Here is a 22,500-nt window from a genome sequence, read left to right on the forward strand (position 1 = left end):
AGCCCATCGTCATCGGCGCCAACTCCAACATCCAGGATGGCGTGGTGATCCACTCCAAATCCGGCGCCGCCGTCACCATCGGCGAGTACACCTCCATTGCCCACCGCTCCATCGTCCACGGGCCGTGCGAAGTAGGTAACCGGGTCTTTATCGGTTTCAACAGCGTACTGTTCAACTGCCATATCGGTGACGGCGCCGTGGTGCGTCACAACTCGGTGATCGATGGCTGCGACCTGCCACCGGAGTTCTACGTTCCCTCCACCACCCGCATCAACCAGCAGAGCGATCTGACCCATATCCCGCGGGTCTCGGTGGATGCCACCGAGTTCTCCGAGGACGTCGCTCACACCAATATCGATCTGGTCAAAGGGTACAAGGCGCTCGCCAACGAGTTCTGATCCCCTTCTTTATTACCAGACAACAAAACGGGCGCCGAGGCGCCCGTTGCTATTGATATCTCTGCTTATATCTACGCAGTTCAGGAACACTTCTTCAGTCTGATATGCCAGTTTGCACCGGATTGCACCTGATGCTTGGCGGCGAAGCTATCCATGTTCAGCGCTACCGACACCTGCAGCAGGCTATTGAGGTAGACCAGCGGCTGCCCTTCTGGCACATCGCCAAAGCTGCTGACGTAGGGGGCCTTGCCGTCATATTTGACCGCGGAGCCTTCGCTGATCTTGATGCAGGCGGTATCTCCCTTGTTGATCCCTGCCTTGGTCAGCAGCGCATCGTCGATATTGGTCCAGACGTTGCCGTACTGCACATCGAGGATCGGGATGGTGCCCTTGAGGGTGCCATCCTTCTCGGCTACCGCAGCCTGATAGGGGATCTTCACCACCTTGGCAGGCAGTTTCGGGCCCACCTGCTCGTAAGTGATGGCGCCGGAGGCGAGCCGGGCGCCGGTGTAGGCATAGACGTCACGACCATGGAAGGTGTAGGACTTCTCGGAGCCCTTGAGGCGATTGGTCTTCTCGTCGATCTGGCGCACGGTGTCGATGCCGAAGTGCTCCGCAACCAGAGTCAGGGTGCCGTTGTCCGGGGTGACGATGTAGTGGCCGCTCTTGGTCTTGAGCACCACCGACTTGCGATCGGTGCCGACACCCGGATCCACCACGCTGACGAACACGGTGCCCTTGGGCCAGTACTGCAGGGTCTGATAGAGGCGGTAGGAGGCTTCCCAGATGTTGTAGGCCGGGATCTCGTGGGTCAGGTCATAGAGCGGCAGGGTGCGATCCACCCCGAAGGCAACCCCCTTCATGGCCGACACGGCGCCATCTTTAAGGCCAAAGTCGGTCTGGATCACTAGCGCTTCGTTGGCAACGGCGATGCCACTGGCCAGCATGAGGGCGAGCGCGATAGTGCGGGGAGCGGTGTGAATATCCATATCTCAACTCCTGAATCATCTGAGGATTACAAAACAAAAATAGCCATTTAGACATCCAGACTGCCACTGATAGATTTTTTTGCAAGAAATTTGCAACAAAGTGAGGGGAGATTCGCAGAAAATATGCTCGCCAAACGGCGGCGGCGGGGGTATCAAAGGCAGAATAAGAAAACGTTTGCAATACAGGAGCTCAGCACCATGACACAACCCGTACTGGAGATGATGACCCTACTACTGGTGATTGGTGAACAGAGCAGTCAGGTCTGGCTGAGCCAGCCAGATGCGGCCCCGTCACACTACCCGCTGGCCTTTGGCACCCACGCCATCCAGCCCGGGCCGTTTCGCAACGCGCCCCCCACCCCACTCGAACTGGAGCGAGCCATCATGGTGGTGGAGGATGAGCTAATGCGCATCGCCCCACATATCCCGCCCGGCTTGCAGCTGACCCTGCGCAGCCAGCCATCACTGGCCGAAGTGCTGGGGGACAACCAGCTCGACCGGGATCTGGTGGAGCAGGCGTTCGGCCAACTGGCCGCCATGGCGGAAGGGGATCCCCTCGCCGCCAGCCAGTTGCCCCGTGACGAGCACGTTGCCGCCGTGCTGCTGATCGTCAGGGAGTGGCTGCACCATCTGGCCAGCGAGAGCGTGCTGATCGTGGAGTAGGATCATGACTGCCGCCCCGTTTACAACCCATTGGCGGTAACACGGTATAACGGTGATGGGCGGATGTCACCGGTCATTCACGACATGCCAAACCGGACGCTGCGCCCCTTGCCCATAACCAACTTCTGCCGATCCCCCTGCTTCTGTTACCATCGCCGCCACGATGATCGTCGTGGCCGCTGGCCGCGATAACCCCACACTGGTGCCCACTATGTCCATTGTCTCCTTTGCCGACCTGGCCCTCTCCCCCCGTCTGCAGCAGACCCTGGGCGAACTCGGCTATGCCACCCCCACCCCCATTCAGGCTCGCGCCATCCCGGTCATTCTGGCGGGGCGGGATCTGATGGCGGGGGCCCAGACCGGCACCGGCAAGACCGCTGCCTTTGTGCTGCCGCTGCTGCAGCAACTGATGCAACACCCGGTGAGCGACACCGCCCGCCCCATCCGCGCGCTGGTACTGGTACCAACCCGCGAGCTGGCGGTGCAGGTCGCCGAGAGTGTAGCGCGCTACGGTCTGGGTACCGGTCTCACCAGCACGCTGGTGTACGGCGGGGTGAGTATCGCGGCGCAGGTGGAGGCGTTGAAAAACGGGGTGGATCTGCTTATCGCCACCCCGGGCCGCCTGCTCGATCATCTGCGTCAGGGGGCACTTAGTCTGGCTGCGCTGCGCCATCTGGTGTTTGACGAGGCGGATCGGATGCTCGACATGGGCTTTATGGACGAGATCAAAGCACTGCTGAAACAGATCCCGGCGGATCGCCAGACCCTGCTCTTCTCCGCCACCTGCGATGACAACCTGTTTGCCCTCTGCAAGGTACTGCTGCGCGACCCGGAGCTGATTGAAGTAGCACCACGCAACACCACGGCGGCCGAGGTGGAGCAGCGGGTCTACGCGGTGGATAGCGATCGCAAGCTGGCGCTGGTCGAACACATGCTGAAAGTGAAAGGGTGGGCACCCGCGCTTATCTTCAGCCGCACCCGCCAGGGGGCCGACAAGCTGGCCCAGCAGCTCGGCAAATCGAGCATCAATGCGCTCGCCTTCCACGGCGACCTGTCACAAAGCGCACGGGAAAACGTGCTGCTGGCGTTTCGCGCCGGCACTCTGCAGGCACTGGTGGCCACCGACGTGGCGGCCCGCGGCCTCGATATCAGCGAGCTCAACTATGTTATTAACCTCGAATTCCCGTTTGTGGCCGAGGATTACGTCCACCGCATCGGTCGCACCGGCCGGGCGGGCAACAAGGGGCTCGCCATCACATTGTTCAGCCCGGAAGATGCGCCGCTGTTGGAGAAGGTGGAAGCGGTGCTCGACACTCGCCTGCCCCAGCAGTGGTTCCCGGGCTTTGAGCCGGATCTGACCCGCGTTGAGCCCGAGCCGCGCCGCAACAGCAAGGCGGCCCAGAAGCAACGCGCCAGAAAGCAGGCGCTCTCTGGCAACAAGGGTGGCAAAGGCAAACACTAAGCCACCCTTGGAGCGGTCATCTGCAAGTGATTGTATTTAATACGCACACCGCCTTGCCCCCTCAAATAATCATCACCACAAGACGACCTCAGCACATTGCCGCCATGATGGCGGGTCTGGCAGGGTACGGAGCCAACGCCTCAATCAGAGACAGGGAACCTAATGCCGAGCCTCAGGTTTGCTCGTTGCTGCCGCTCTGGGTGGATGAGCGACGCCCGATGGCGGGCAGCATCCGGGTGACCAGATTGCTGCGCTGACACCAGGAGGTGAACACGATGGCCAGCAGATGCAGGCCAATCAGCCCCTGCAGCGCCACCACGCACCCCTCATGCCACTCGTCAGCCCCGAGTTCAAAACCCATCTCGGTATTTTGAAACCAGCCGCTGCCAGCTGTGGCCAGCACCACCAGCCAAAGCGCCCACACGGCCAGCTTGCCACTGCCGTGATGACCCGGGGCCGGAGGTTGCCGCTCACGCATCTCGCGCGCCTGCTGGCGAAAATCCTCACCGCTGGGTATGAGGGCACCAAGGCGGGCGTAGCCACGGGCAAAGGTGAGCCCCCACAACAGGCGCAGGGTAATAAGGGCAATCGCGCCGTAACCCAACCACTCGTGCCACTCCTCCCCCGCTTCGTTAACCCAGAGGTTGCCGATGCAAACAGCAGCAACTCCCCAGTGGGTCAAGCGAACCAGCGGATCCCAGCGAAAGGGATCACCCTTTTTGCTTGGCATATTTGTGGTACTCCTTCTTCAGGTCGTTGACCTTGGCCAGATGTTCGCGCGCCTTGGCCTCATCACCCGCCTTGAGTGCGGCCAGGCTGGCGTCCAGCTCGCTTTGTACCTCATTCATCCCTTCAAGGAATTTCTCTTTCTTGGCGGCTGGCATGTTCTTCTGCTTGGCCACGTCCAGCTGGGCTTTCATCTCGTTGATGTACTTCTCCATGGTGGCTGCATCATCAGCCTTGACGGCCTGCTTGTAGTTGAAGCCAATCTTCTTCATCGGCTGTTCCAGATCACCCGCCACGGCAGGCAGGGTCATCAGGCCAAACATCAGGGGCAGCAGCAGGGGGCGGACGGTTTTCAACATGGGATTTCCTTATATAACGACATGCTCGAATAGTTAGGGGTACTTATGAATCCAAACAAGAATTCATCACCAGCATGATGCCATGACTCATGGTGAAACGTTTGTGAAAAATGCTGTTCTTTGTGGCCAATAGTGACAGATATGCCGCGTTTGTTTGCGCTTGGTAACTGATTGAACGCCGGTGACGCGTGGCAAGAGGATGGTTGAAAGCGGTAAACAGGGACAAAAAACCCCGCCGTAGCCTGTCTCTTATACACAAATCCCCAAGCATCGCTTGGGGATTTTTTTGAACCTTTTCCCTTCTCCGTGATCTGACTCTTTTGCCATCCCTTATCACGGCTCTAATATGCATCTCACCCAACTCGAACAATGGGCATTCGACCAGTTTGGCCATGCCAATCTCAAGGACCCCAGACGCACTGAACGTCTCGTCAAACTCGCCACCGCCCTTGCTCAACAACCCGGAGATTGCGTGTCACAACTTCCCCTCTCACCCGCCGACATGGAAGGCTCATATCGCTTTATTCGCAACCACCATGTCAATGCCGATGCCATTGCTGATGCAGGCTTTGCCACCACCGCAGCCCTAGCCAGGGACTACGACCTGTTGCTGGCACTGGAAGATACCACGGCCCTGACCTTCAACCATGCCAGCGTCCATGATGAGCTGGGGCACACCAATCAAGGCAGTAGTCGCGCTCTGCTGGCTCACTCCGTCTTGTTGTTTGCTCCGCATAAATCGCAGGTGGTCGGCATGATTGCACAGCGTATCTGGACCCGTGATGTCAGCAAGCGGGGAGAGAGCCACCGGCATGCCACCCGGCCTTACAAGGAGAAAGAGAGTCGCAAGTGGGAGGAGGCATCCGTGGCCTTTGCCGCCCGTCTCGGCACTCAGATGGCCAACGTTATCTCGGTCTGTGACCGGGAAGCGGATATCTACGAATATCTGCATTACAAGCAGAGCAACCAACAACGCTTTGTGGTGCGCTCGATGCAAAGTCGCTGTATCGAAGAGCATGACCACAAGCTCTACGACTATGCCCGGCAGTGCCACTCTGCCGGCACCAAGGTCGTCAAAATACCGCAGCGGGGCGGCAGAAAAGCCAGAGAGGCCGTGCTCGACATCAAGTTTACCAAAGTCACCCTAAAGGCTCCGGCCAACAAGCGTAACGAGCCGGATATCCCGCTCTACTACGTGGGATGCATTGAGCAGGGCGATGCCTCTGACCGGCTGGAGTGGCACCTGCTGACTAGTGAGGCCGTGACCGACGATGCACAGGCCCGCAAGGTTATCGGCTATTACGAGCGGCGCTGGCTTATCGAGGATTATCACAAGGTCTGGAAGAGTGCCGGCACTCGGGTAGAAACCTTAAGGATGCAGAGCATGGATAACCTGAAGCGGATGTGCGTCATCTTGTCGTTTATCGCGGTGCGTCTGTTGCAATTGAGGTTTATCAACGAGGAGTCATCGGCACAGAATCAAAGCTGCGAAACGGTGATAGGCCCGACGGGGTGGAAGCTGCTTTGGCGAAAGGTAGAGAAAACGCCGTTGCCAACCAAGGTGCCGGATATGAGATGGGCGTACCGGAGCCTGGCCAAGCTGGGGGGCTGGAAGGACACTAAACGAACGGGGCGGGCTTCAATAGCGGCATTATGGGAGGGCTGGTTTCGACTCCAGACCCTCCTGGAAGGCTACGAACTGGCGCAGTCTCTTGAGCACCAATAGTTGTGATCAAGAGACAGGCCGTAGCGGGGTCTGGATCAGCTGGCCAATGGCTTGCGTCAGTTACTCCTGTTCGCGAGCAATGGCGCGCCAGCCAATATCCTTGCGGTAGAAGACGCCATCCCACTTGATGCGGCCAGCGAGCTGATAGGCACGCTGCTGGGCTTCTGCCACCGTATGGCCGAGGGCGGTGGCGCACAGCACACGGCCGCCAGCGGTCAGGCTGGTATCACCCTCCAGACGGGTACCGGCATGGAACACCTTCTCACCCGCCACCTCATCCACCGGTAAGCCGCTGATGGGGTGATTGGTACTGTAATCGCCGGGATAGCCTCCCGCCGCCAACACCACTCCGATAGCGGCGCGGGGATCATAGATGGCCTCTTTCTGATCCAGCTTGCCTGCGCAAGCGGCCAGGCAGAGCTCCACCAGATCGGACTGCATCCGCAGCATGATGGGCTGGGTCTCGGGATCGCCAAAGCGGCAGTTGAACTCGATCACCTTGGGATTGCCTGCACCATCGATCATCAGACCGGCGTAGAGGAAACCGGTGTAGACATTGCCTTCGGCCGCCATGCCGCGCACGGTCGGCATGATCACCTGCTCCATCACCTTCTGATGTACCTCGGCGGTCACCACAGGCGCCGGCGAGTAAGCCCCCATACCGCCGGTGTTGAGGCCGGTATCACCGTCGCCAACGCGCTTGTGATCCTGACTGGTGGCCATCGGCAGCACGTGCTCGCCATCGACCATGACGATGAAGCTCGCCTCTTCACCCTCCAGAAACTCCTCAATCACCACCCGGGAGCCCGCTTCGCCAAAGGCATTGCCGGAGAGCATGTCGCGCACCGCGTCTTCCGCTTCCTGCAAAGTCATGGCGACAATCACCCCCTTGCCCGCCGCCAGACCATCGGCCTTGATGACGATGGGGGCGCCCTTCTCGCGCAGGTAGGCGAGCGCAGGCTCCACTTCGGTGAAGTTCTGGTACTCGGCAGTCGGGATGGCGTGACGGGCCAGGAAATCCTTGGTGAAAGCCTTGGAGCCTTCCAGCTGGGCAGCGGCAGCGGTCGGGCCAAAGATCGGCTGACCGGCGGCACGGAAGGCATCCACCACCCCTTTCACCAGCGGCGCTTCCGGCCCGACGATGGTGAGGCCAATCTGCTTCTCTTTGGCAAAGGCCAGCAGCCCCTCGACATCGGTCGCCTCGATGGCGACGTTCTCGACACCCGGCTCAAGCTGGGTGCCCGCATTGCCCGGCGCCACAAAAACGTGGCGCACCAGCGGGGAGTGTTTGGCCTTCCAGGCCAGAGCGTGTTCGCGGCCACCATTGCCAATGATCAGTACTTTCATCGTATCGCTCGCTTCTATTTGTGGTCACTGGACGGCCACCCGGGCCGTCAGTCAGTGGAAATAGTCAGTTGAAAAGAGACAACAAAAGGGCCGCCATCGGCAGCCCCTGACCCATCAATGACGGAAATGGCGCATGTTGGTGAACACCATGCACATGCCGTGCTCGTCGGCGGCGTCAATTACCTCCTGATCGCGCATCGAGCCACCCGGCTGGATCACGCAGGAGATACCGGCCTGAGCGGCAGCATCGATACCGTCGCGGAACGGGAAGAAGGCATCGGAGGCCATCACGGAGCCCGCCACGGTCAGTCCTTCGTCCGCAGCCTTGATACCGGCGATTTTGGCGGAGTAGACGCGGCTCATCTGGCCGGCGCCGACGCCGATGGTCTGGCCATCTTTGGCGTAGACGATGGCATTGGATTTGACGAACTTGGCCACTTTCCAGCAGAACAGCAGATCTTGCAGCTCTGCCTCGGTCGGCTGGCGCTTGCTGACCACGGTGAGATCTCCCAGAGTCACCATGCCGAGATCCCGCTCCTGCACCAGCAGGCCGCCGTTAACGCGCTTGAGGTCAAAACCCTGCGCCGGTGCCGTCCACTGACCGCATTCGAGCAGACGCACGTTCTGCTTGGCAGCGACCGCGTCGCGGGCCTCTTGGCTGACGGTCGGGGCAATGATCACTTCGACAAACTGGCGGGCCACGATGGCTGCGGCAGTGGCGCCATCCAGCTCGCGGTTGAAAGCGATGATGCCGCCGAAAGCAGAGGTGGGGTCGGTCTGGTAGGCACGATCGTAGGCACTCAGCAGGTCGTCACCGATGGCCACGCCGCAGGGGTTGGCATGCTTGACGATGACGCAGGCCGGTTCGCTGAACTCCTTCACACACTCCAGCGCCGCGTCGGTATCGGCGATGTTGTTGTAGGAGAGCGCCTTGCCCTGCAGCTGGGTCGCGCTGGAGACGGAACCCGGTGCGGCATGCTCTTCGGCGTAGAAGGCGGCAGCCTGATGGCTGTTCTCGCCGTAACGCATGTCCTGCTTCTTGATGAACTGGCTGTTGAAGGTGCGCGGGAAGCGGGACTCCTCGTCACCCTCCTTGTTGTCACCGTAGGAAGGAACCATGGTACCGAAGTAGTTGGCGATCATGCCGTCGTAGGCAGCAGTGTGCTCGAAGGCGGCGATGGCCAGATCGAAACGGGTCGCCAGTTTCAGGCTGTTGCCGTTGGCATCCATTTCGCGAATAACCCGATCATAGTCGGCAGCTTTGACGACGATAGCGACATCTTTATGGTTTTTGGCGGCAGAACGCACCATGGTCGGGCCGCCGATGTCGATGTTCTCGACTGCATCGGCCAGGGTGCAGCCCGCTTTGGCCACGGTGGCAGCAAAGGGGTAGAGGTTGACGACAACCATGTCGATGGGGGAGATAGCGTGCAGGGCCATGATGGCGTCATCCTGATCCCGACGGCCGAGGATGCCGCCATGAACCTTGGGATGCAGGGTCTTGACCCGGCCATCCATCATTTCAGGGAAACCCGTGTAGTCGGAGACCTCGGTCACCGGCAGACCCGCCTCGCCAAGCAGCTTGGCGGTACCGCCCGTGGAGAGCAGGGCAACACCACGCTCGTTGAGTGCCTTGGCAAATTCCAGAATGCCAGTTTTGTCAGACACACTCAGCAGTGCACGGCGAATGGGTCGAGCTTGTTCCATCACACTATCGTCCTCAACATAACGGGGACCGTTCCATGGGAGGCGAGGCTCAACACAGAGAGTCCCCAAATAAATGGAAGTGGGGGATTTCGCAAACCACTCTCACCCCGACATCCGGCAAAAGCGTTTTAGGAAATGCCCGCTTGGTGCGGCGCTCTGTTATGGGCGCGTATTCTACACAAAAAATGTGACCTGTGGTGGATTTTTTGAAACAGCAAAGCCTTATTTGGCGCGGCGTTAAACGTTTTCCACTTGATTTTCTCGAAACGTTTGCACTTTCAGTGTTTTATGGGAAAAAGGGTCGCCAGGAGATGTTTCTCTGCCCCTTTTATGCCCTTGGCTGGCAATCCATGGGCAAAGGGGTGATAGTGGATTCCGGTTTTTGTGGCGGCATACATTCAAGGGGAGAAAAGGGCATGTATCGGATCGGTGAACTGGCCAAGGCGTGCGGGGTCAAGGCAGATACCCTGCGTTTTTACGAGAAGAACGGGCTTATCTCACCGGGGATCCGCAACGAATCCGGCTACCGTCTCTACAGCGAACAGGACAAACGGCGGCTGGAGTTCATCATTCGCGCCAAGTCGGTGGGATTCTCGCTGGCCGATATCGGCGAGCTGCTCGACCTCGATACCAACAAGGCCAAAGTCACCTGTCAGGAGGTGAAAGCGGTGGCCGACACCAAGCTGGCCCAGGTGGAGCAGAAGCTCATCGAGCTGACCCGCTTTCGCGACAACCTGCGCGAGCTCTCCAATATCTGCTGCGGCGGCCCCCGCTCGGCGGAGCACTGCGCCATCCTCGAGACGCTGGAATCTGGTGCCCCGGCCCATCACGAGCATCATAGCCACGACCAGCATGACACTGTTCACGGCTGACGTGGTGTGGCTAAATCAATGTGCCTAGCTCAGTGTGACTGACTCGGCACGCCCGACGCATTGCTCCGGCGGCGATTTGGTGACAAAATCGCCGCGTTTTTAACCGGTGCCAGTGCATCCGGTTGCCGGGCGCTAGCCTGAACAGGCGCCCGTCGCGAAAACCGCTATCCAGACACAAGAATCAACACACCAAGAGAAAAGAAGAGGAGCCATCATGGCCAAGATCCGGGTCGACCAACCCGCCCTCCCCCGTGAGGAGCATGCGCAAGGGGGCAGCTATGCCCATCAGCGCGGCGAGATAAAAGATAACCATCTGCACGCCCTGCTCTCCGATCCGCTGTTTCGCAGCCGGGTCGAGCGCAACAAGAAGGGCAAGGGGAGTTACCAGCGCAAGGCCAAATTTGGCAAGCGGTGGGAGCCCGGCCAACAGCAGATGATCAGCATCTGCTACTGAGCGGGTTTCTACCGACCATAAACAATCAGGGCGCCAATGGCGCCCTGATTGTTATCTCGAAACACGGTTCGCCAAAACTGGCTTCCGAGCAGTGCATAAACCTTGATCACGGCTTCACAGCAAGATCGTGAACCCGTTTTCACTCATCCATAAACAGCTCAAGCAGCACGTTAAGGTAGCGATGGCCGAGGGAGGTAAGCTGCCAGCTCTCCCCCAAATCCGCGATCAGCTCCTTGCTTTGGGCGATGGCGAGCACCGTCTCTACCCTTTCCAGCGGCAAGCCGGTATAGGCCTCGAACTCCGCCTTGGGGGCCGGTTCAAACAGGCGGAAGCGATTCATGAAGTACTCGAGCGGCAGATCGTCCGCCGTCACCTGCCACTGCTCGTCCAGATAGGGGCGACTCTTGTCCAGATACCCTTTCGGATGCTTCACCTTGGCGGTGCGCAGGATCTGTTGGTTCGCGAGATCAGTCACCTTGCCGTGGGCGCCACAGCCAATCCCCAGATAGTCGCCGAAGCGCCAGTAGTTGAGGTTGTGATGGCACTGGTAGCCCTCTTTGGCATAAGCCGAGATCTCGTACTGGCGATAACCGCTGGCGGTCAGCATAGCGTGGCCCTGCTCGTAGATATCCCACAGGGTGTCATCTTCCGGCAGTTTGGGCGGCTTGGAGGCAAACGCCGTGTTCGGCTCTATGGTGAGCTGATACCAGGAGAGGTGCGGCGGGGCGCAGTCGATAGCCTGCTGCAGGTCATAAAGGGCATCATCCAGACTCTGATCCGGCAGACCGTGCATCAGATCCAGATTGAAGGTCGGCAGCGCAATGGCGTGGGCCAGTGCAGCCGCCTTGCGCGCCTCTTCCGGGCCGTGAATACGGCCGAGGCGGGTCAGCTTCTCCTGCTGGAAGCTCTGCACCCCGATGGAGATACGGTTGATGCCGGCGCGTTGGAAACCGGCGAACTTGTCCGCCTCTACTGTGCCCGGGTTGGCCTCCATGGTGATCTCGCAATCTGCGGTGAGCGGAATGCGGGCCCGCACCCCGTCCAGCAAGGCTTGCATCGCCTCCACCGTCAACAGGCTGGGGGTGCCGCCGCCGATAAAGATCGAGGAGAGCGGCCGCCCCTGCGCCCACTTCAGATCCTGATCCAGATCCTCCAGCAGGGCGGCGACATATTCGAGGTGAGGCAACTCCCCCTTCTGGGCATGGGAGTTGAAGTCACAGTAAGGGCACTTCTGGACGCACCAGGGCACATGAATATACAGAGAGAGCGGCGGCAGTTGCAGCATGGGGCTTCCAATAAAACGGGGGCTCAAGGCCCCCATTGTAGATGACTATGTGTAATTGACCGTGTGTAACCAACAAGGTGGTGAAGTGACTCAGTGCGCCGCAGCCAGCGCAGCTTTTAACTTGGCCAGCGCCTGACCGCGATGGCTCAGCTGGTTTTTCAGCTCGGCGGGCATCTGGGCGGCGGTGCAGTCGTGATCCGGCACGAAGAAGACAGGGTCATAGCCGAACCCGTGCTGACCGCGCGGCTCGTCGATGATCATCCCTTCCCAGCTCGCCTGACAGATGATGGGGGTGGGATCGTCGGCGTGGCGCATATAGACCAGCACACACCAGAAGCGGGCGCTCTTCAGGTACTCGGGGGCACCTTGCAGCTCGCCGAGCAGCTTCTCGATGTTGGCCTTGTCACCAGCATCCACACCGGCAAAGCGGGCTGAGTAAACGCCGGGGCGGCCGTGCAGCAGGTCCACTTCCAGACCGGAGTCATCGGCCACGGCGGGCAGACCGGTAATGCGGGCGGCATGGCGGGCCTTGATGATGGCATTCTCGACGAAGGTGGTGCCGGTCTCGTCAGCATCGGAGACTGCAAACTCGCTCTGTGGGATCACCTGGATCTTCATATCGGCCAGCATGGCGGCCAATTCCTTCACCTTTTTCTGGTTACCTGTTGCCAGGACAAGCTTGTTCATCGAGCACCTCCGCAAAAATAATCTGCGCATTCTATGCGCCGCACGCGTTTAGTAAAAGCGCCAATTACACCCGCTGTGCTGGGGTTGCGGGGGATTTTAAACCATCGAATAACCAGCTTTTTAATACATGTTTCCATAATGGAATAACTAAAGTGATTAAATACCATTTCTATTCATTACTGTGAGTCAGTAGACTCGCGCCCCAATTCATTAACCTGGCTGACTAAAGAGGTGACAGATGCCATTGATACTTTTGCTCGTACTACTGGTGCTGTTCAGTCCTCTGGCTATCGACATCTACCTGCCCGCCATTCCGCAGATGGCCGAGCAGCTGGGCGCCGAAGTAACCCTGATGCAGGGCACCATCACCTGGTTCCTGTTCAGCATGGGACTGGGGCAACTGCTTGTTGGCCCGCTGGCCGATCGCTACGGTCGCAAGCCCATCGCGCTGGGCGGCGTGCTGCTCTATGGCCTGAGCGCGCTGGGGGCCGGTTTTGCCACCAGCCTCGGCGAATTGATGCTGGCGCGGGTGCTGCAGGGCTTTGGCGCCTGCGCCACCTCGGTCGCCGCCTTCTCGGTGGTACGTGACAGCTACGGCCCGAAAAAGAGCGGTCAGATGATCTCCTACCTCAATGGCGCCATCTGCTTTATTCCGGCGCTGGCCCCGCTGCTCGGTGGCTGGCTCACCGCCAAGGCGGGCTGGTCTGCCAACTTCTGGTTTATGGCCGGTTATGCGCTCATCGTCGGTAGCTGGCTGATGTGGCGGATGCCAGAGACCCGCCCGGAGGCGACCCGCAGCGAAGGAGCCCTCATCAGCTGGTCTCGCTACAGCCCGGTGCTGCGCTCCCCCAGCTTCCTGTTCAACGCGGCGCTGTGCATGCTGGCGATGGCGGTGATCCTCGCTTATGTCACTGCCGCACCGGTGCAGCTGATGGTGAAATTGGGGCTGGATATGAGCGGCTTTAGCTACTGGTTTACCGCCAACGCCGCGCTCAACATTCTGGCCTGCTTTATGGCGCCGCGCTTTATCGCCAAGGTGGGGCCTAGACGCACCTTGCGCATCGGCCTGCTGGTGTTGATGCTCTCTGCCATCGCCCTGACGCTGGCGATGCACATCGAACATCCGCTGGCGATGATGGGGCCGGTGTTCCTCTCCAGCATCGGCTTTGCCATGATCCTGGGCTCGGCCGCCGGGATGGCGCTGGCACCGTTCGGCCACTGCGCCGGTACCGCCGCCGCCCTGCTCGGCCTGTTCCAGATGAGCGGCTCCGGCGCTCTGGTTGGCCTGACCGGCGCCCTGATGCACGACCCGCTCAGCCAGCTGGCGCTGCATATGTGGCTACTGCTGCCGCCCCTGTTGATGCTGATGACCCGGCGCGGACGCCGCTTGTGTTTGCAATAAATCCTGTGCTCTGATGGGCACACTCAGGGGGCCATCGGCCCCCTTCTCGTTTGTATCGCCTTTACAGCACATGGCCATCCGGCAGAGAGCCTGCGATGGCAACCCCACTCACTCGATGTCAGCGGAGAACTCCCGATGAGCCACACTCTCAACGCAGCCCTGGTGGGCTATGGCTTTGCAGGCAAGACCTTCCACGCCCCCTTCCTCTCCACCACGCCGGGCTTGTCCCTGAGTTGGGTGGTGAGCCGCGATGCCACCAAGGTGCAAGCCGATCTGCCCGACTGCCGGGTCGGTTCGCTGGAGGAAGTGCTGAGGGATGAGACCGTCGATTTGGTGGTGATCGCCACCCCCAACGACACCCACGCCTCTCTCGCCCGCCAGGCGCTGCTGGCAGGCAAACACGTGGTGATCGACAAACCCTTTGCACTGGATCTGGCCGAGGCGCAAGCGCTGGTCGAGCTGGCCGAAAAACAGCAGCGACTGCTCAGCATCTTCCACAACCGCCGTTGGGATGGCGATTTTCTCACCGTGCGCCGCCTGCTGGCAGAAGGGACGCTGGGGCAGATCGCCCAGTTCGAATCGCACTTCGATCGCTATCGCCCCGAGGTGCGCCGGCGCTGGCGCGAAGCGGGTGGCCCGGGCTCCGGCCTCTGGTTCGATCTCGGCCCCCACGTGCTGGATCAAGCGCTGCAGCTGTTCGGCCAGCCGGACTGGCTGCAGGCCGATCTGGCCGAGCAGCGCCCCGGCGCACTGGCGGACGACTATTTCCATGTGGTGCTGGGTTACGGCGCTCTGCGGGTTATTCTGCACGGCAGCTGTCTGGTTTCGGCCACCATGCCGCGTTTCGTGATCCACGGCAGCCAGGGCTCGTTTGTGAAATTCGGTATGGATGTGCAGGAAGATCAGCTCAAGCAGGGCTTGCGGCCACCGGCAGCGGATTGGGGCGTGGATGGTGCACCCGGTCAGCTCAGCCGCATTGTCGATGGTCAGTTACAACAGCAGAGCGTGGTGGGTGAGGCGGGGGATTATGGCGCCTACTATCTCGGCGTCTGTGCCGCCATCAAGGGCGAAGGGGGCAACCCGGTGCCAGCATGCGAAGCGCTGGCAGTGATGGCACTGCTGGATCTGGCCCGTCAGAGCCACCTCGAGGGAAAACGGCTGCCCTGTCAGAAGCTGTCTGACTAAGGTGCGGGTCATCGGCCGCGCTTGACCGACCTTGACCTTGTTAAACCGCCAAGATATAGCAGTAAAGCGGTGTTTTATCTCGCAACTAGCGCCATTTGACGGCATCTTGCATTGATATCAGTCGTTGCAGTGGCGCTTTTTATCTACGGCACGAAAAAATGTCATTGTAATATCCGTTTTCATCGGTAGCTAATGGGGCTATATTGCGCCCGCCCGCTGCCTCCCGGCTTCTTGTTTCAATACCGGGAAACGGTGGGCACTGTGATGGTTGCACAGACCATCTCTCCATCTTTTTTTGAGGGAATGCACATGAACAAAGTACTGGTAGCCGGTATCCTGGGTCTGATGTTGACTGCTTGCGGTCAGAAAGAAGAAAAAGCTGCCGCTCCTGCTGCTGCTCCGGCCGCCGAAGTTGCTGCAACTGTAGAAAAAGCCGCTAGCGAAGCGACTGCAACCGTAGAAAAAGCTGCTACCGAAGTGGCTACCAAGGTTGAAGCTGCAGTGAGCGATGCCAAGGCCAACTAAGGCTGCACCTCATTCGAAGACGGGTCCGAAGGCAACTTCGGGCCCGTTTTTTTTATCTGTCGATCAGGGCGACGGATTAATCAGCGAGGTGAGGATGTGATCCTCCCAGCGGCCATTGATCATCAGGTATGCCCGTGCGAATCCCTCCCGCTCGAAACCGAGCCGATCCAGCAGGGCGCCACTGCGCTGATTGGCTGGCATGTAGCAAGCCATGATGCGATGCAGATCGTGCTCCCGAAACAGGTAGTCGATGGCGGCTGACAACGCCTCTCTCATCACCCCCTGCCCCTGATGCTGCTGGTCGATGGCATAGCCCAGATGACACGCCTTGAAGACCCCCATCAGGATATTGCTGAAATTGCAGGTGGCGATCACCCGCTCACCAGCCGGATCCAGCGCCACCAGATTGACGCCGGTGCCGTTGAAGAACTGGCTGTAGCTGTCCTGCAGCCGGGCATGCCAGTAAGAGAGGGTGTAAAAGTGCTCGTCCCGCAATGGCTCCCAGGGGGCGAGATGGGTGCTGTTGCGCCGGTAGAAGTCGAGCATCATGGGGGCCTGATCCGGCGACAGTATGGTCAGATGGGTACGGGCCGTCTTGATATGTGGCAGCGCCATCAGCACTCCCGCTGTCTTAGCCACTCGTCGCGCAGCAGGCTGTAGTGGGCATGGTCCACAATCCGGTTGCCCAGCCGCTCTGCGCGCCGGGTCACTCCCTCCAGCTGCATCCCGAGCCGCTCACAGACGGCTCTGCTTGGCTCGTTATCGGTGGCGGCGCTGATCTCCACCTTCTCCATCCCCATCTCTTCGAAGGCGTGGTGGATCAGGGCCTGACAGGCCCGGGTGATGATACCGTTGCCCTGCCAGCGCTCCGCCAGCCAGTAACCGATGACCACCTTGCCAAGGTCGTGATCGATGCTGTTGTAACCGATGACCCCCACCACCTCCCCCTGATACTCGATGGCGGTGGTGAGCCCCTCACCGCGGGCAAACTTCTCAATGGCACTGCGAATGAAGAGGGCGCTGTCGACGGGGCGCTGGATCAGCGGCGGCCAGGGCAGCCACTGGGAGAGGTACTCCCGGTTGTCATGGCAGAGGGCAAACAGTTCGCTCGCCATCTCGGGCTGCAAGAAGAGCAGCGCAAGCTCGTCGTCCAACTGCCATGAAAACATGGGATTCTCCTTTCAAATCAGTGATCAAATAGCGAACCAGCCACCCAATGTAGCCAATCGCCACTGGCCGCGCCAACCCTTTTACACAGCAGCTCCCCTCTTCCCATTCACCCCTCGTTGCGCCAGCGCCTGGCCAACGTTCGGGCGGTGGCCAATACGGTTTCCCGGGCCGGATTGGGCCGCTTGCCACCGCGCCACGCCATCATCACATCCCAATGCTCCTGCGGCAGATTGCGCACATCGAGCCTGACCAGCCTCCCCACCTCCAGATCCCGCTTGATGGCCAGCTCCGGCATCAGGGTGATAAACCCGTGCTCCAGCGCCAGATCCCGCGCCGCACTGGCGGGCTGCACCGCATGCAGGGGGCTGGCCGCCCGCCGCAGCCGCCGCAACTGCTGGATAAAGACATCACACCCCGGCCCCCATACCTGGGGTGCCAGCCGCTGATCGGCGATATCCTCCAGGGTAAGGCCGTGACAACCAGCCAGCGGATGCAATGGCGAGGCGATGGCGATGATGGGGGAGCAGCAGAGCAGCTCCATCTGCAGACCCGCCACCGGTGGGCGCTTGAGCACAAAGCCGATATCGGCCTCCCCGGTCAGCAGCGACTGCATGATCTCGCCGGAGTGATCCGTGGTGCAGCGGATCTCGAACGGCTCGTCCACCAACTCCATCAGCAGTGAGCCAAACACCACCGAGGTGAGGGATGGCAGGCTGGATAGCCGAATACAGGGCAGCGCAGGCGCCCCCTGCAACGCCAGCCGCCCTTCGCTCAGGGTGGCCAGTGCCGAACGGGCCGATGGCAGAAACTGCTCGCAGGCACGGGTCGGCGTTACTCCGCGCCGATGGCGCTGAAACAGCGGCGCACCGAGACTGAGTTCGAGCTGGGCAATGCGCTGACTCACCAGTGGCTGCGACCAGCCACGAATGGCGGCAGCCTGACTGAAGCTGCCCAGCTCGGCGACATCCAGCAGCAGTTGCAGATCGTCCAGATCCATAGACATAAATAATCCTGATATAAAATATAGGCAGTTGTCGTCTACCACTATATCTAAACCCTCTCCAGAATAAAGGTATCTATGATGAGAGGGCGTTATGGTCGATAGGGCGAGGTTTTGGGGACGCTGGTTTCTGGCGCTGGATACCACACTGGTGATCCTGGGTTTCTTTGTGGTGATGCCGATGATCAGCCTGCGCTTCGTCGATCAGCTCGGTTGGGCTGCGGGTCTGGTGGGGCTAGCCCTCGGTCTGCGTCAGTTGACCCAGCAGGGGCTGGGGATCTTCGGCGGCTCCCTCGCTGACCGCTTCGGTGCTCGCCCGCTTATCGTCACCGGCATGCTGTTGCGCGCCGTCGGATTCGCCACCCTGGCCTGGGCCGACAGCGGCGCCATGCTGATCTTCTCCTGCTTTCTCTCGGGTCTGGGCGGCTGCCTGTTTGACCCGCCACGGGCCGCACTGGTGATCAAATTTACCCGCCCCCATGAGCGGGGCCGCTTCATCTCCCTGCTGATGATGCTGGAGAGCGCGGGAGCCGTGACTGGCGCCCTGCTCGGTAGTTGGCTGCTGCACTTTGACTTCACCTATGTTTGCCTGCTGGGCGCCGGGCTCTTTACCCTGGCCGCCCTGTGCAACTGGACGCTGCTGCCCGCCTATCGCCTCTCGGTCAAACCGACTCCGATGCGGGAAGGGTTGGGGCAGGTGCTGGCGGATCGCGCCTTCTGTCGGCTGGTGTTGATCCTGAGCGGCTACTACATGCTGTGGGTTCAGGTGATGCTGATCTTCCCCATTCTGGTCAAGCAGCTGGCTGGCACCACCACGGCGGTGGGCTGGATGTACAGCCTGGAAACGGCGCTGTCGCTGGCACTGCTCTACCCCATCGCCCGTTTCAGCGAGCGGCGCTATCGACTGGAGAGCCGACTGATGGCGGGTATCCTGCTGATGACGGTGGGGATTGGGCTGGTTGCGTTTGTCAGCACCCTCTCCGGCATCTTCGTGCTGCTGGCCTGCTTCTATCTGGGGATCATCATCTGCGAACCGGCGCGGGAGACCCTGATGACCAAGCTCGCCAACCCCAATGCCCGCGGCAGCTACATGGGCTTCAGTCGCCTCGGACTGGCGCTGGGAGGCATGACCGGCTACGTTGGCGGCGGTTCTCTCTATGACTTTTCGTTGCAACAGGGGCAACCGGCCCTCCCCTGGCTGGTGCTGGGCACCATAGGCGTCGCCACCATACTGATGCTCGCCCACTGCTTCTCCCACCGACCGGAACTGGGAATGAGAGCCGCCGCCTGACGAACCACCTTGACTGCGGCAGTCCCGTCAACGGGGCTACCGCTCACCCATATTCTGCAAGCCATCACAGCAAAAGGTTGCGAATTACAACTTTTACGTTATTTTAGTTGTCATGCACAACTAAACAAGAAACCACGACATGGATCCCCGTCCCCTGCGCGCCCTGTCACGCGATCTGGTTCGCGAACTCGGCATGCTCTCCCAGCAGAGCGGCAATCTGGCCCTCACCCCTATCGAGGCTCACCTGCTTATCGAGCTGGAAAACGCCCCCGCCACCAACCAGCAACTGGCGGAAAAACTGTACATCGACAAATCCAACGCCAGCCGCCCGCTGGCCCGCCTCGCCGCACGGGAGCTTATCAGTTGGCACCCGCACCCCTCCGACGGACGTAGCAAGGAGGCCCGTCTCACCGTCAACGGTCAGGGGATGCTGCTGGAGTTGCACCGGGAGATGGACAGGGCGATGGAAGAGATGCTGGCGCAGTTGAGCCTGACCGAGCGGGAGCAACTGTGGCAAGGGTTGCGGCTCTATCGCAGTGCCCTCTCCCGCACCCGTCGCCAACAGGGTTACCAGATCCGCCCCATCACGGCGGCGGACAATCCCCAGATCGCCATGGTGATCCGCGCCGTATCGGCCGAATATGGCCTGACCGCCGACAAGGGCTATGGGGTCTCGGATCCCAATCTCGATACCCTCTCCCAAAGCTATCATGGGGAAAAGAGCCGCTACTGGGTCATCGAAGGACCGGACGGTTCCATCCTCGGCGGTGGTGGTATCGCGCCATTGGCAGGAGAGAAGGGAGTCTGCGAGCTGCAGAAGATGTACTTTATGCCCACCCTGCGCGGACTGGGCCTTGGCAAACGGCTGGTGTTGCAGGCGCTGGATGCCGCTCGTGGTTTGGGCTATCGCCGCTGCTATCTGGAGACCACTAAGGTACTGCGCGAAGCCACCAGCCTCTATGAATCACTGGGCTTTGAACACCTGCCCGGCCCCCTTGGCTGCACCGGCCACGGGGATTGCGAAATTTGTATGGTGAAATTACTGTGATCCGACAACAAGTACAGAAAGCGTGGGATAAGGCAAGTCAATTATCATGATATTCACTGAATTGCAGGAAATAAAAAACCCCGCTCATCGAGCGGGGTTTCTTGTATTGGGTGCCTGGCAGTGTCCTACTCTCGCATGGCGAATGCCACACTACCATCGGCGCTACCGCGTTTCACTTCTGAGTTCGGCATGGGATCAGGTGGTTCCACGGCGCTATGGCCGCCAGGCAAATTCTTCAATCTGTGAAAGCTGATGTAAGTAATTCGTTCATTCGCTACAAGGCCCAGAACACTTCTTGGGTGTTGTATGGTTAAGCCTCACGGGTAATTAGTATGGGTTAGCTCAACACGTCGCCGCGCTTACACACCCCACCTATCAACGTTGTGGTCTCCAACGGCCCTTTAGGACCCTCAAGGGGTCAGGGATGACTCATCTCAGGGCTCGCTTCCCGCTTAGATGCTTTCAGCGGTTATCGATTCCGAACTTAGCTACCGGGCAGTGCCACTGGCGTGACAACCCGAACACCAGAGGTTCGTTCACTCCGGTCCTCTCGTACTAGGAGCAACTCCCTTCAATCATCCAACGCCCACGGCAGATAGGGACCGAACTGTCTCACGACGTTCTGAACCCAGCTCGCGTACCACTTTAAATGGCGAACAGCCATACCCTTGGGACCGACTTCAGCCCCAGGATGTGATGAGCCGACATCGAGGTGCCAAACACCGCCGTCGATATGAACTCTTGGGCGGTATCAGCCTGTTATCCCCGGAGTACCTTTTATCCGTTGAGCGATGGCCCTTCCATTCAGAACCACCGGATCACTATGACCTACTTTCGTACCTGCTCGACCTGTCCGTCTCGCAGTTAAGCTGGCTTATGCCATTGCACTAACCTCCTGATGTCCGACCAGGATTAGCCAACCTTCGTGCTCCTCCGTTACTCTTTGGGAGGAGACCGCCCCAGTCAAACTACCCACCAGGCACTGTCCGCGACCCAGATTATGGGCCTGCGTTAGAACATCAAACATACAAGGGTGGTATTTCAAGGTCGGCTCCAGCGCAACTGGCGTCACGCCTTCAAAGCCTCCCACCTATCCTACACATGTAGGTTCAATGTTCAGTGCCAAGCTGTAGTAAAGGTTCACGGGGTCTTTCCGTCTAGCCGCGGGTACACCGCATCTTCACGGCGAATTCGATTTCACTGAGTCTCGGGTGGAGACAGCATGGCCATGGTTACACCATTCGTGCAGGTCGGAACTTACCCGACAAGGAATTTCGCTACCTTAGGACCGTTATAGTTACGGCCGCCGTTTACCGGGGCTTCGATCAAGAGCTTCGCTTGCGCTAACCCCATCAATTAACCTTCCGGCACCGGGCAGGTGTCACACCCTATACGTCCACTTTCGTGTTTGCAGAGTGCTGTGTTTTTGATAAACAGTCCCAGCCATCTGGTCACTGCGACTCCCAACTGCTCCATCCGCAAGGGACTTCACTGTCAAGAGCGAACCTTCTCCCGAAGTTACGGTTCTATTTTGCCTAGTTCCTTCACCCGAGTTCTCTCAAGCGCCTTGGTATTCTCTACCCGACCACCTGTGTCGGTTTGGGGTACGATGACTTGTAATCTGAAGCTTAGAGGCTTTTCCTGGAAGCAGGGCATCAATGGCTTCCACACCGTAGTGTGTTCGTCTCGTGTCTCAGTGTTGTGTCTCCGGATTTGCCTAGAAACACCACCTACGCACTTTCACCAGGACAACCGTCGCCTGGCCCACCTAGCCTTCTCCGTCCCCCCATCGCAATTACAAGTCGTGCAGGAATATTAACCTGCTTCCCATCGATTACGCCTTTCGGCCTCACCTTAGGGGTCGACTCACCCTGCCCCGATTAACGTTGGACAGGAACCCTTGGTCTTCCGGCGAGGAGGCTTTTCACCCCCTTTATCGTTACTTACGTCAGCATTCGCACTTCTGATATCTCCAGCATACCTCTCGATACACCTTCGCAGACTTACAGAACGCTCCCCTACCACTCACACATAAGTGTGAATCCGCGGCTTCGGTGCCTGGTTTGAGCCCCGTTACATCTTCCGCGCAGGCCGACTCGACTAGTGAGCTATTACGCTTTCTTTAAATGATGGCTGCTTCTAAGCCAACATCCTAGCTGTCTGAGCCTTCCCACATCGTTTCCCACTTAACCAGAACTTTGGGA

Annotated in this window: 21 protein-coding genes and 2 rRNA genes (2 of these 23 running past the window's edge); 11 read left to right on the forward strand and 12 right to left on the reverse strand. The window is 59.6% G+C overall.

From position 1 onward, the window contains the following. On the forward strand, positions 1-398 hold the 3' portion of the coding sequence (locus NMD14_17385) for a carbonate dehydratase (GenBank protein ID XEI32472.1). Its footprint begins 163 nt before the window's first position; the window shows 398 of its 561 coding nt (coding positions 164-561); its start codon lies beyond the left edge, outside the window; it ends in the stop codon at positions 396-398. Positions 399-478: 80 nt separating this feature from the next. Here the strand turns inward: NMD14_17385 and NMD14_17390 are convergent, their stop codons facing one another. After that, on the reverse strand, positions 479-1,387 hold the full coding sequence (locus NMD14_17390) for an S-adenosyl-l-methionine hydroxide adenosyltransferase family protein (GenBank protein ID XEI32473.1): 909 nt from the start codon (positions 1,385-1,387) through the stop codon (positions 479-481). 198 nt (positions 1,388-1,585) lie between these two features. Between NMD14_17390 and NMD14_17395 the strand changes: the two genes are divergently transcribed. Both NMD14_17395 and NMD14_17400 read left to right on the forward strand, forming a co-directional pair. Further along, positions 1,586-2,050, forward strand: coding sequence for a hypothetical protein (locus tag NMD14_17395; GenBank protein ID XEI32474.1), 465 nt, complete (start codon positions 1,586-1,588; stop codon positions 2,048-2,050). A 211-nt stretch (positions 2,051-2,261) separates the two neighbouring features. Next, positions 2,262-3,512 (forward strand): DEAD/DEAH box helicase, encoded by a 1,251-nt coding sequence (locus tag NMD14_17400; GenBank protein ID XEI32475.1) that lies wholly within the window; start codon positions 2,262-2,264, stop codon positions 3,510-3,512. 172 nt (positions 3,513-3,684) lie between these two features. On the opposite strand, the gene NMD14_17405 is transcribed toward NMD14_17400, so the two are convergent. Together NMD14_17405 and NMD14_17410 are read right to left on the reverse strand one after the other, a co-directional pair. Next, the gene (locus tag NMD14_17405) at positions 3,685-4,242 is read right to left on the reverse strand and encodes a cytochrome b/b6 domain-containing protein (GenBank protein XEI32476.1); all 558 of its coding nucleotides are present in this window, start codon (positions 4,240-4,242) and stop codon (positions 3,685-3,687) included. Next, positions 4,223-4,597 (reverse strand): cytochrome b562, encoded by a 375-nt coding sequence (locus NMD14_17410; GenBank protein XEI32477.1) that lies wholly within the window; start codon positions 4,595-4,597, stop codon positions 4,223-4,225. The genes NMD14_17405 and NMD14_17410 overlap by 20 nt, the downstream gene beginning before the upstream one ends. Before the next feature lie 346 nt (positions 4,598-4,943). On the opposite strand from NMD14_17410, the gene NMD14_17415 reads away from it, so the two are divergent. Then, a complete protein-coding gene (locus tag NMD14_17415) occupies positions 4,944-6,323 on the forward strand; it encodes an IS4 family transposase (GenBank protein ID XEI32478.1) in 1,380 nt (459 codons plus the stop codon). Positions 6,324-6,383: 60 nt separating this feature from the next. Here NMD14_17415 and purD read toward each other — a convergent pair whose 3' ends face one another. Continuing rightward, complete coding sequence (gene purD / locus NMD14_17420) at positions 6,384-7,670, reverse strand: phosphoribosylamine--glycine ligase (protein ID XEI32479.1); 1,287 nt, start codon at positions 7,668-7,670, stop codon at positions 6,384-6,386. A gap of 114 nt (positions 7,671-7,784) precedes the next feature. Beyond that, complete coding sequence (gene purH, locus NMD14_17425) at positions 7,785-9,377, reverse strand: bifunctional phosphoribosylaminoimidazolecarboxamide formyltransferase/IMP cyclohydrolase (GenBank protein ID XEI32480.1); 1,593 nt, start codon at positions 9,375-9,377, stop codon at positions 7,785-7,787. Between the two features lie 416 nt (positions 9,378-9,793). Here purH and zntR point away from each other — a divergent pair, with 416 nt between their 5' ends. Together zntR and NMD14_17435 are read left to right on the forward strand one after the other, a co-directional pair. After that, positions 9,794-10,249 (forward strand): Zn(2+)-responsive transcriptional regulator, encoded by a 456-nt coding sequence (zntR, locus tag NMD14_17430; GenBank protein ID XEI32481.1) that lies wholly within the window; start codon positions 9,794-9,796, stop codon positions 10,247-10,249. Positions 10,250-10,463: 214 nt separating this feature from the next. Further along, complete coding sequence (locus NMD14_17435; protein ID XEI32482.1) at positions 10,464-10,703, forward strand: ribosome alternative rescue factor ArfA; 240 nt, start codon at positions 10,464-10,466, stop codon at positions 10,701-10,703. A 139-nt stretch (positions 10,704-10,842) separates the two neighbouring features. Here NMD14_17435 and hemW read toward each other — a convergent pair whose 3' ends face one another. Both hemW and rdgB read right to left on the reverse strand, forming a co-directional pair. Then, entirely contained in the window at positions 10,843-11,988 is a 1,146-nt protein-coding gene (hemW, locus tag NMD14_17440) for a radical SAM family heme chaperone HemW (protein XEI32483.1), read from the reverse strand. Between the two features lie 90 nt (positions 11,989-12,078). Further along, entirely contained in the window at positions 12,079-12,675 is a 597-nt protein-coding gene (rdgB, locus tag NMD14_17445; protein XEI32484.1) for an RdgB/HAM1 family non-canonical purine NTP pyrophosphatase, read from the reverse strand. 238 nt (positions 12,676-12,913) lie between these two features. Between rdgB and NMD14_17450 the strand changes: the two genes are divergently transcribed. The 3 genes from NMD14_17450 to NMD14_17460 all read left to right on the forward strand — a co-directional run bounded on the left by NMD14_17450 (position 12,914) and on the right by NMD14_17460 (position 15,787). Beyond that, a complete protein-coding gene (locus NMD14_17450) occupies positions 12,914-14,077 on the forward strand; it encodes a multidrug effflux MFS transporter (GenBank protein ID XEI32485.1) in 1,164 nt (387 codons plus the stop codon). A gap of 135 nt (positions 14,078-14,212) precedes the next feature. Beyond that, complete coding sequence (locus tag NMD14_17455; protein XEI32486.1) at positions 14,213-15,262, forward strand: oxidoreductase; 1,050 nt, start codon at positions 14,213-14,215, stop codon at positions 15,260-15,262. A gap of 309 nt (positions 15,263-15,571) precedes the next feature. Further along, positions 15,572-15,787, forward strand: a complete 216-nt coding sequence (locus NMD14_17460) for a hypothetical protein (GenBank protein ID XEI32487.1) — start codon at positions 15,572-15,574, stop codon at positions 15,785-15,787. A 63-nt stretch (positions 15,788-15,850) separates the two neighbouring features. On the opposite strand, the gene rimJ is transcribed toward NMD14_17460, so the two are convergent. From rimJ to NMD14_17475, 3 genes are all read right to left on the reverse strand, one after another. Beyond that, a complete protein-coding gene (gene rimJ / locus NMD14_17465; protein XEI32488.1) occupies positions 15,851-16,402 on the reverse strand; it encodes a ribosomal protein S5-alanine N-acetyltransferase in 552 nt (183 codons plus the stop codon). Continuing rightward, positions 16,402-16,956, reverse strand: coding sequence for a GNAT family N-acetyltransferase (locus tag NMD14_17470; GenBank protein XEI32489.1), 555 nt, complete (start codon positions 16,954-16,956; stop codon positions 16,402-16,404). The genes rimJ and NMD14_17470 overlap by 1 nt, the downstream gene beginning before the upstream one ends. A 107-nt stretch (positions 16,957-17,063) precedes the next feature. Continuing rightward, positions 17,064-17,960 carry a LysR family transcriptional regulator gene (locus tag NMD14_17475; GenBank protein ID XEI32490.1) on the reverse strand — a complete coding sequence of 299 codons (897 nt, stop codon included), beginning with the start codon at positions 17,958-17,960 and terminating at the stop codon, positions 17,064-17,066. 91 nt (positions 17,961-18,051) lie between these two features. Here NMD14_17475 and mdtH point away from each other — a divergent pair, with 91 nt between their 5' ends. Both mdtH and NMD14_17485 read left to right on the forward strand, forming a co-directional pair. Next, positions 18,052-19,248, forward strand: coding sequence for a multidrug efflux MFS transporter MdtH (gene mdtH / locus NMD14_17480; protein ID XEI32491.1), 1,197 nt, complete (start codon positions 18,052-18,054; stop codon positions 19,246-19,248). A 139-nt stretch (positions 19,249-19,387) separates the two neighbouring features. Further along, positions 19,388-20,296, forward strand: coding sequence for a helix-turn-helix domain-containing GNAT family N-acetyltransferase (locus tag NMD14_17485; protein ID XEI32492.1), 909 nt, complete (start codon positions 19,388-19,390; stop codon positions 20,294-20,296). Positions 20,297-20,408: 112 nt separating this feature from the next. Here NMD14_17485 and rrf read toward each other — a convergent pair. Together rrf and NMD14_17495 are read right to left on the reverse strand one after the other, a co-directional pair. After that, positions 20,409-20,523, reverse strand: a 5S ribosomal RNA gene (gene rrf / locus NMD14_17490). 79 nt (positions 20,524-20,602) lie between these two features. Beyond that, a 23S ribosomal RNA gene (locus NMD14_17495) occupies positions 20,603-22,500 on the reverse strand; it runs 991 nt beyond the window's last position.

The organism is Aeromonas veronii (assembly GCA_041319085.1).
GTDB classification, from domain to species: Bacteria; Pseudomonadota; Gammaproteobacteria; order Enterobacterales; family Aeromonadaceae; genus Aeromonas; species Aeromonas veronii_F.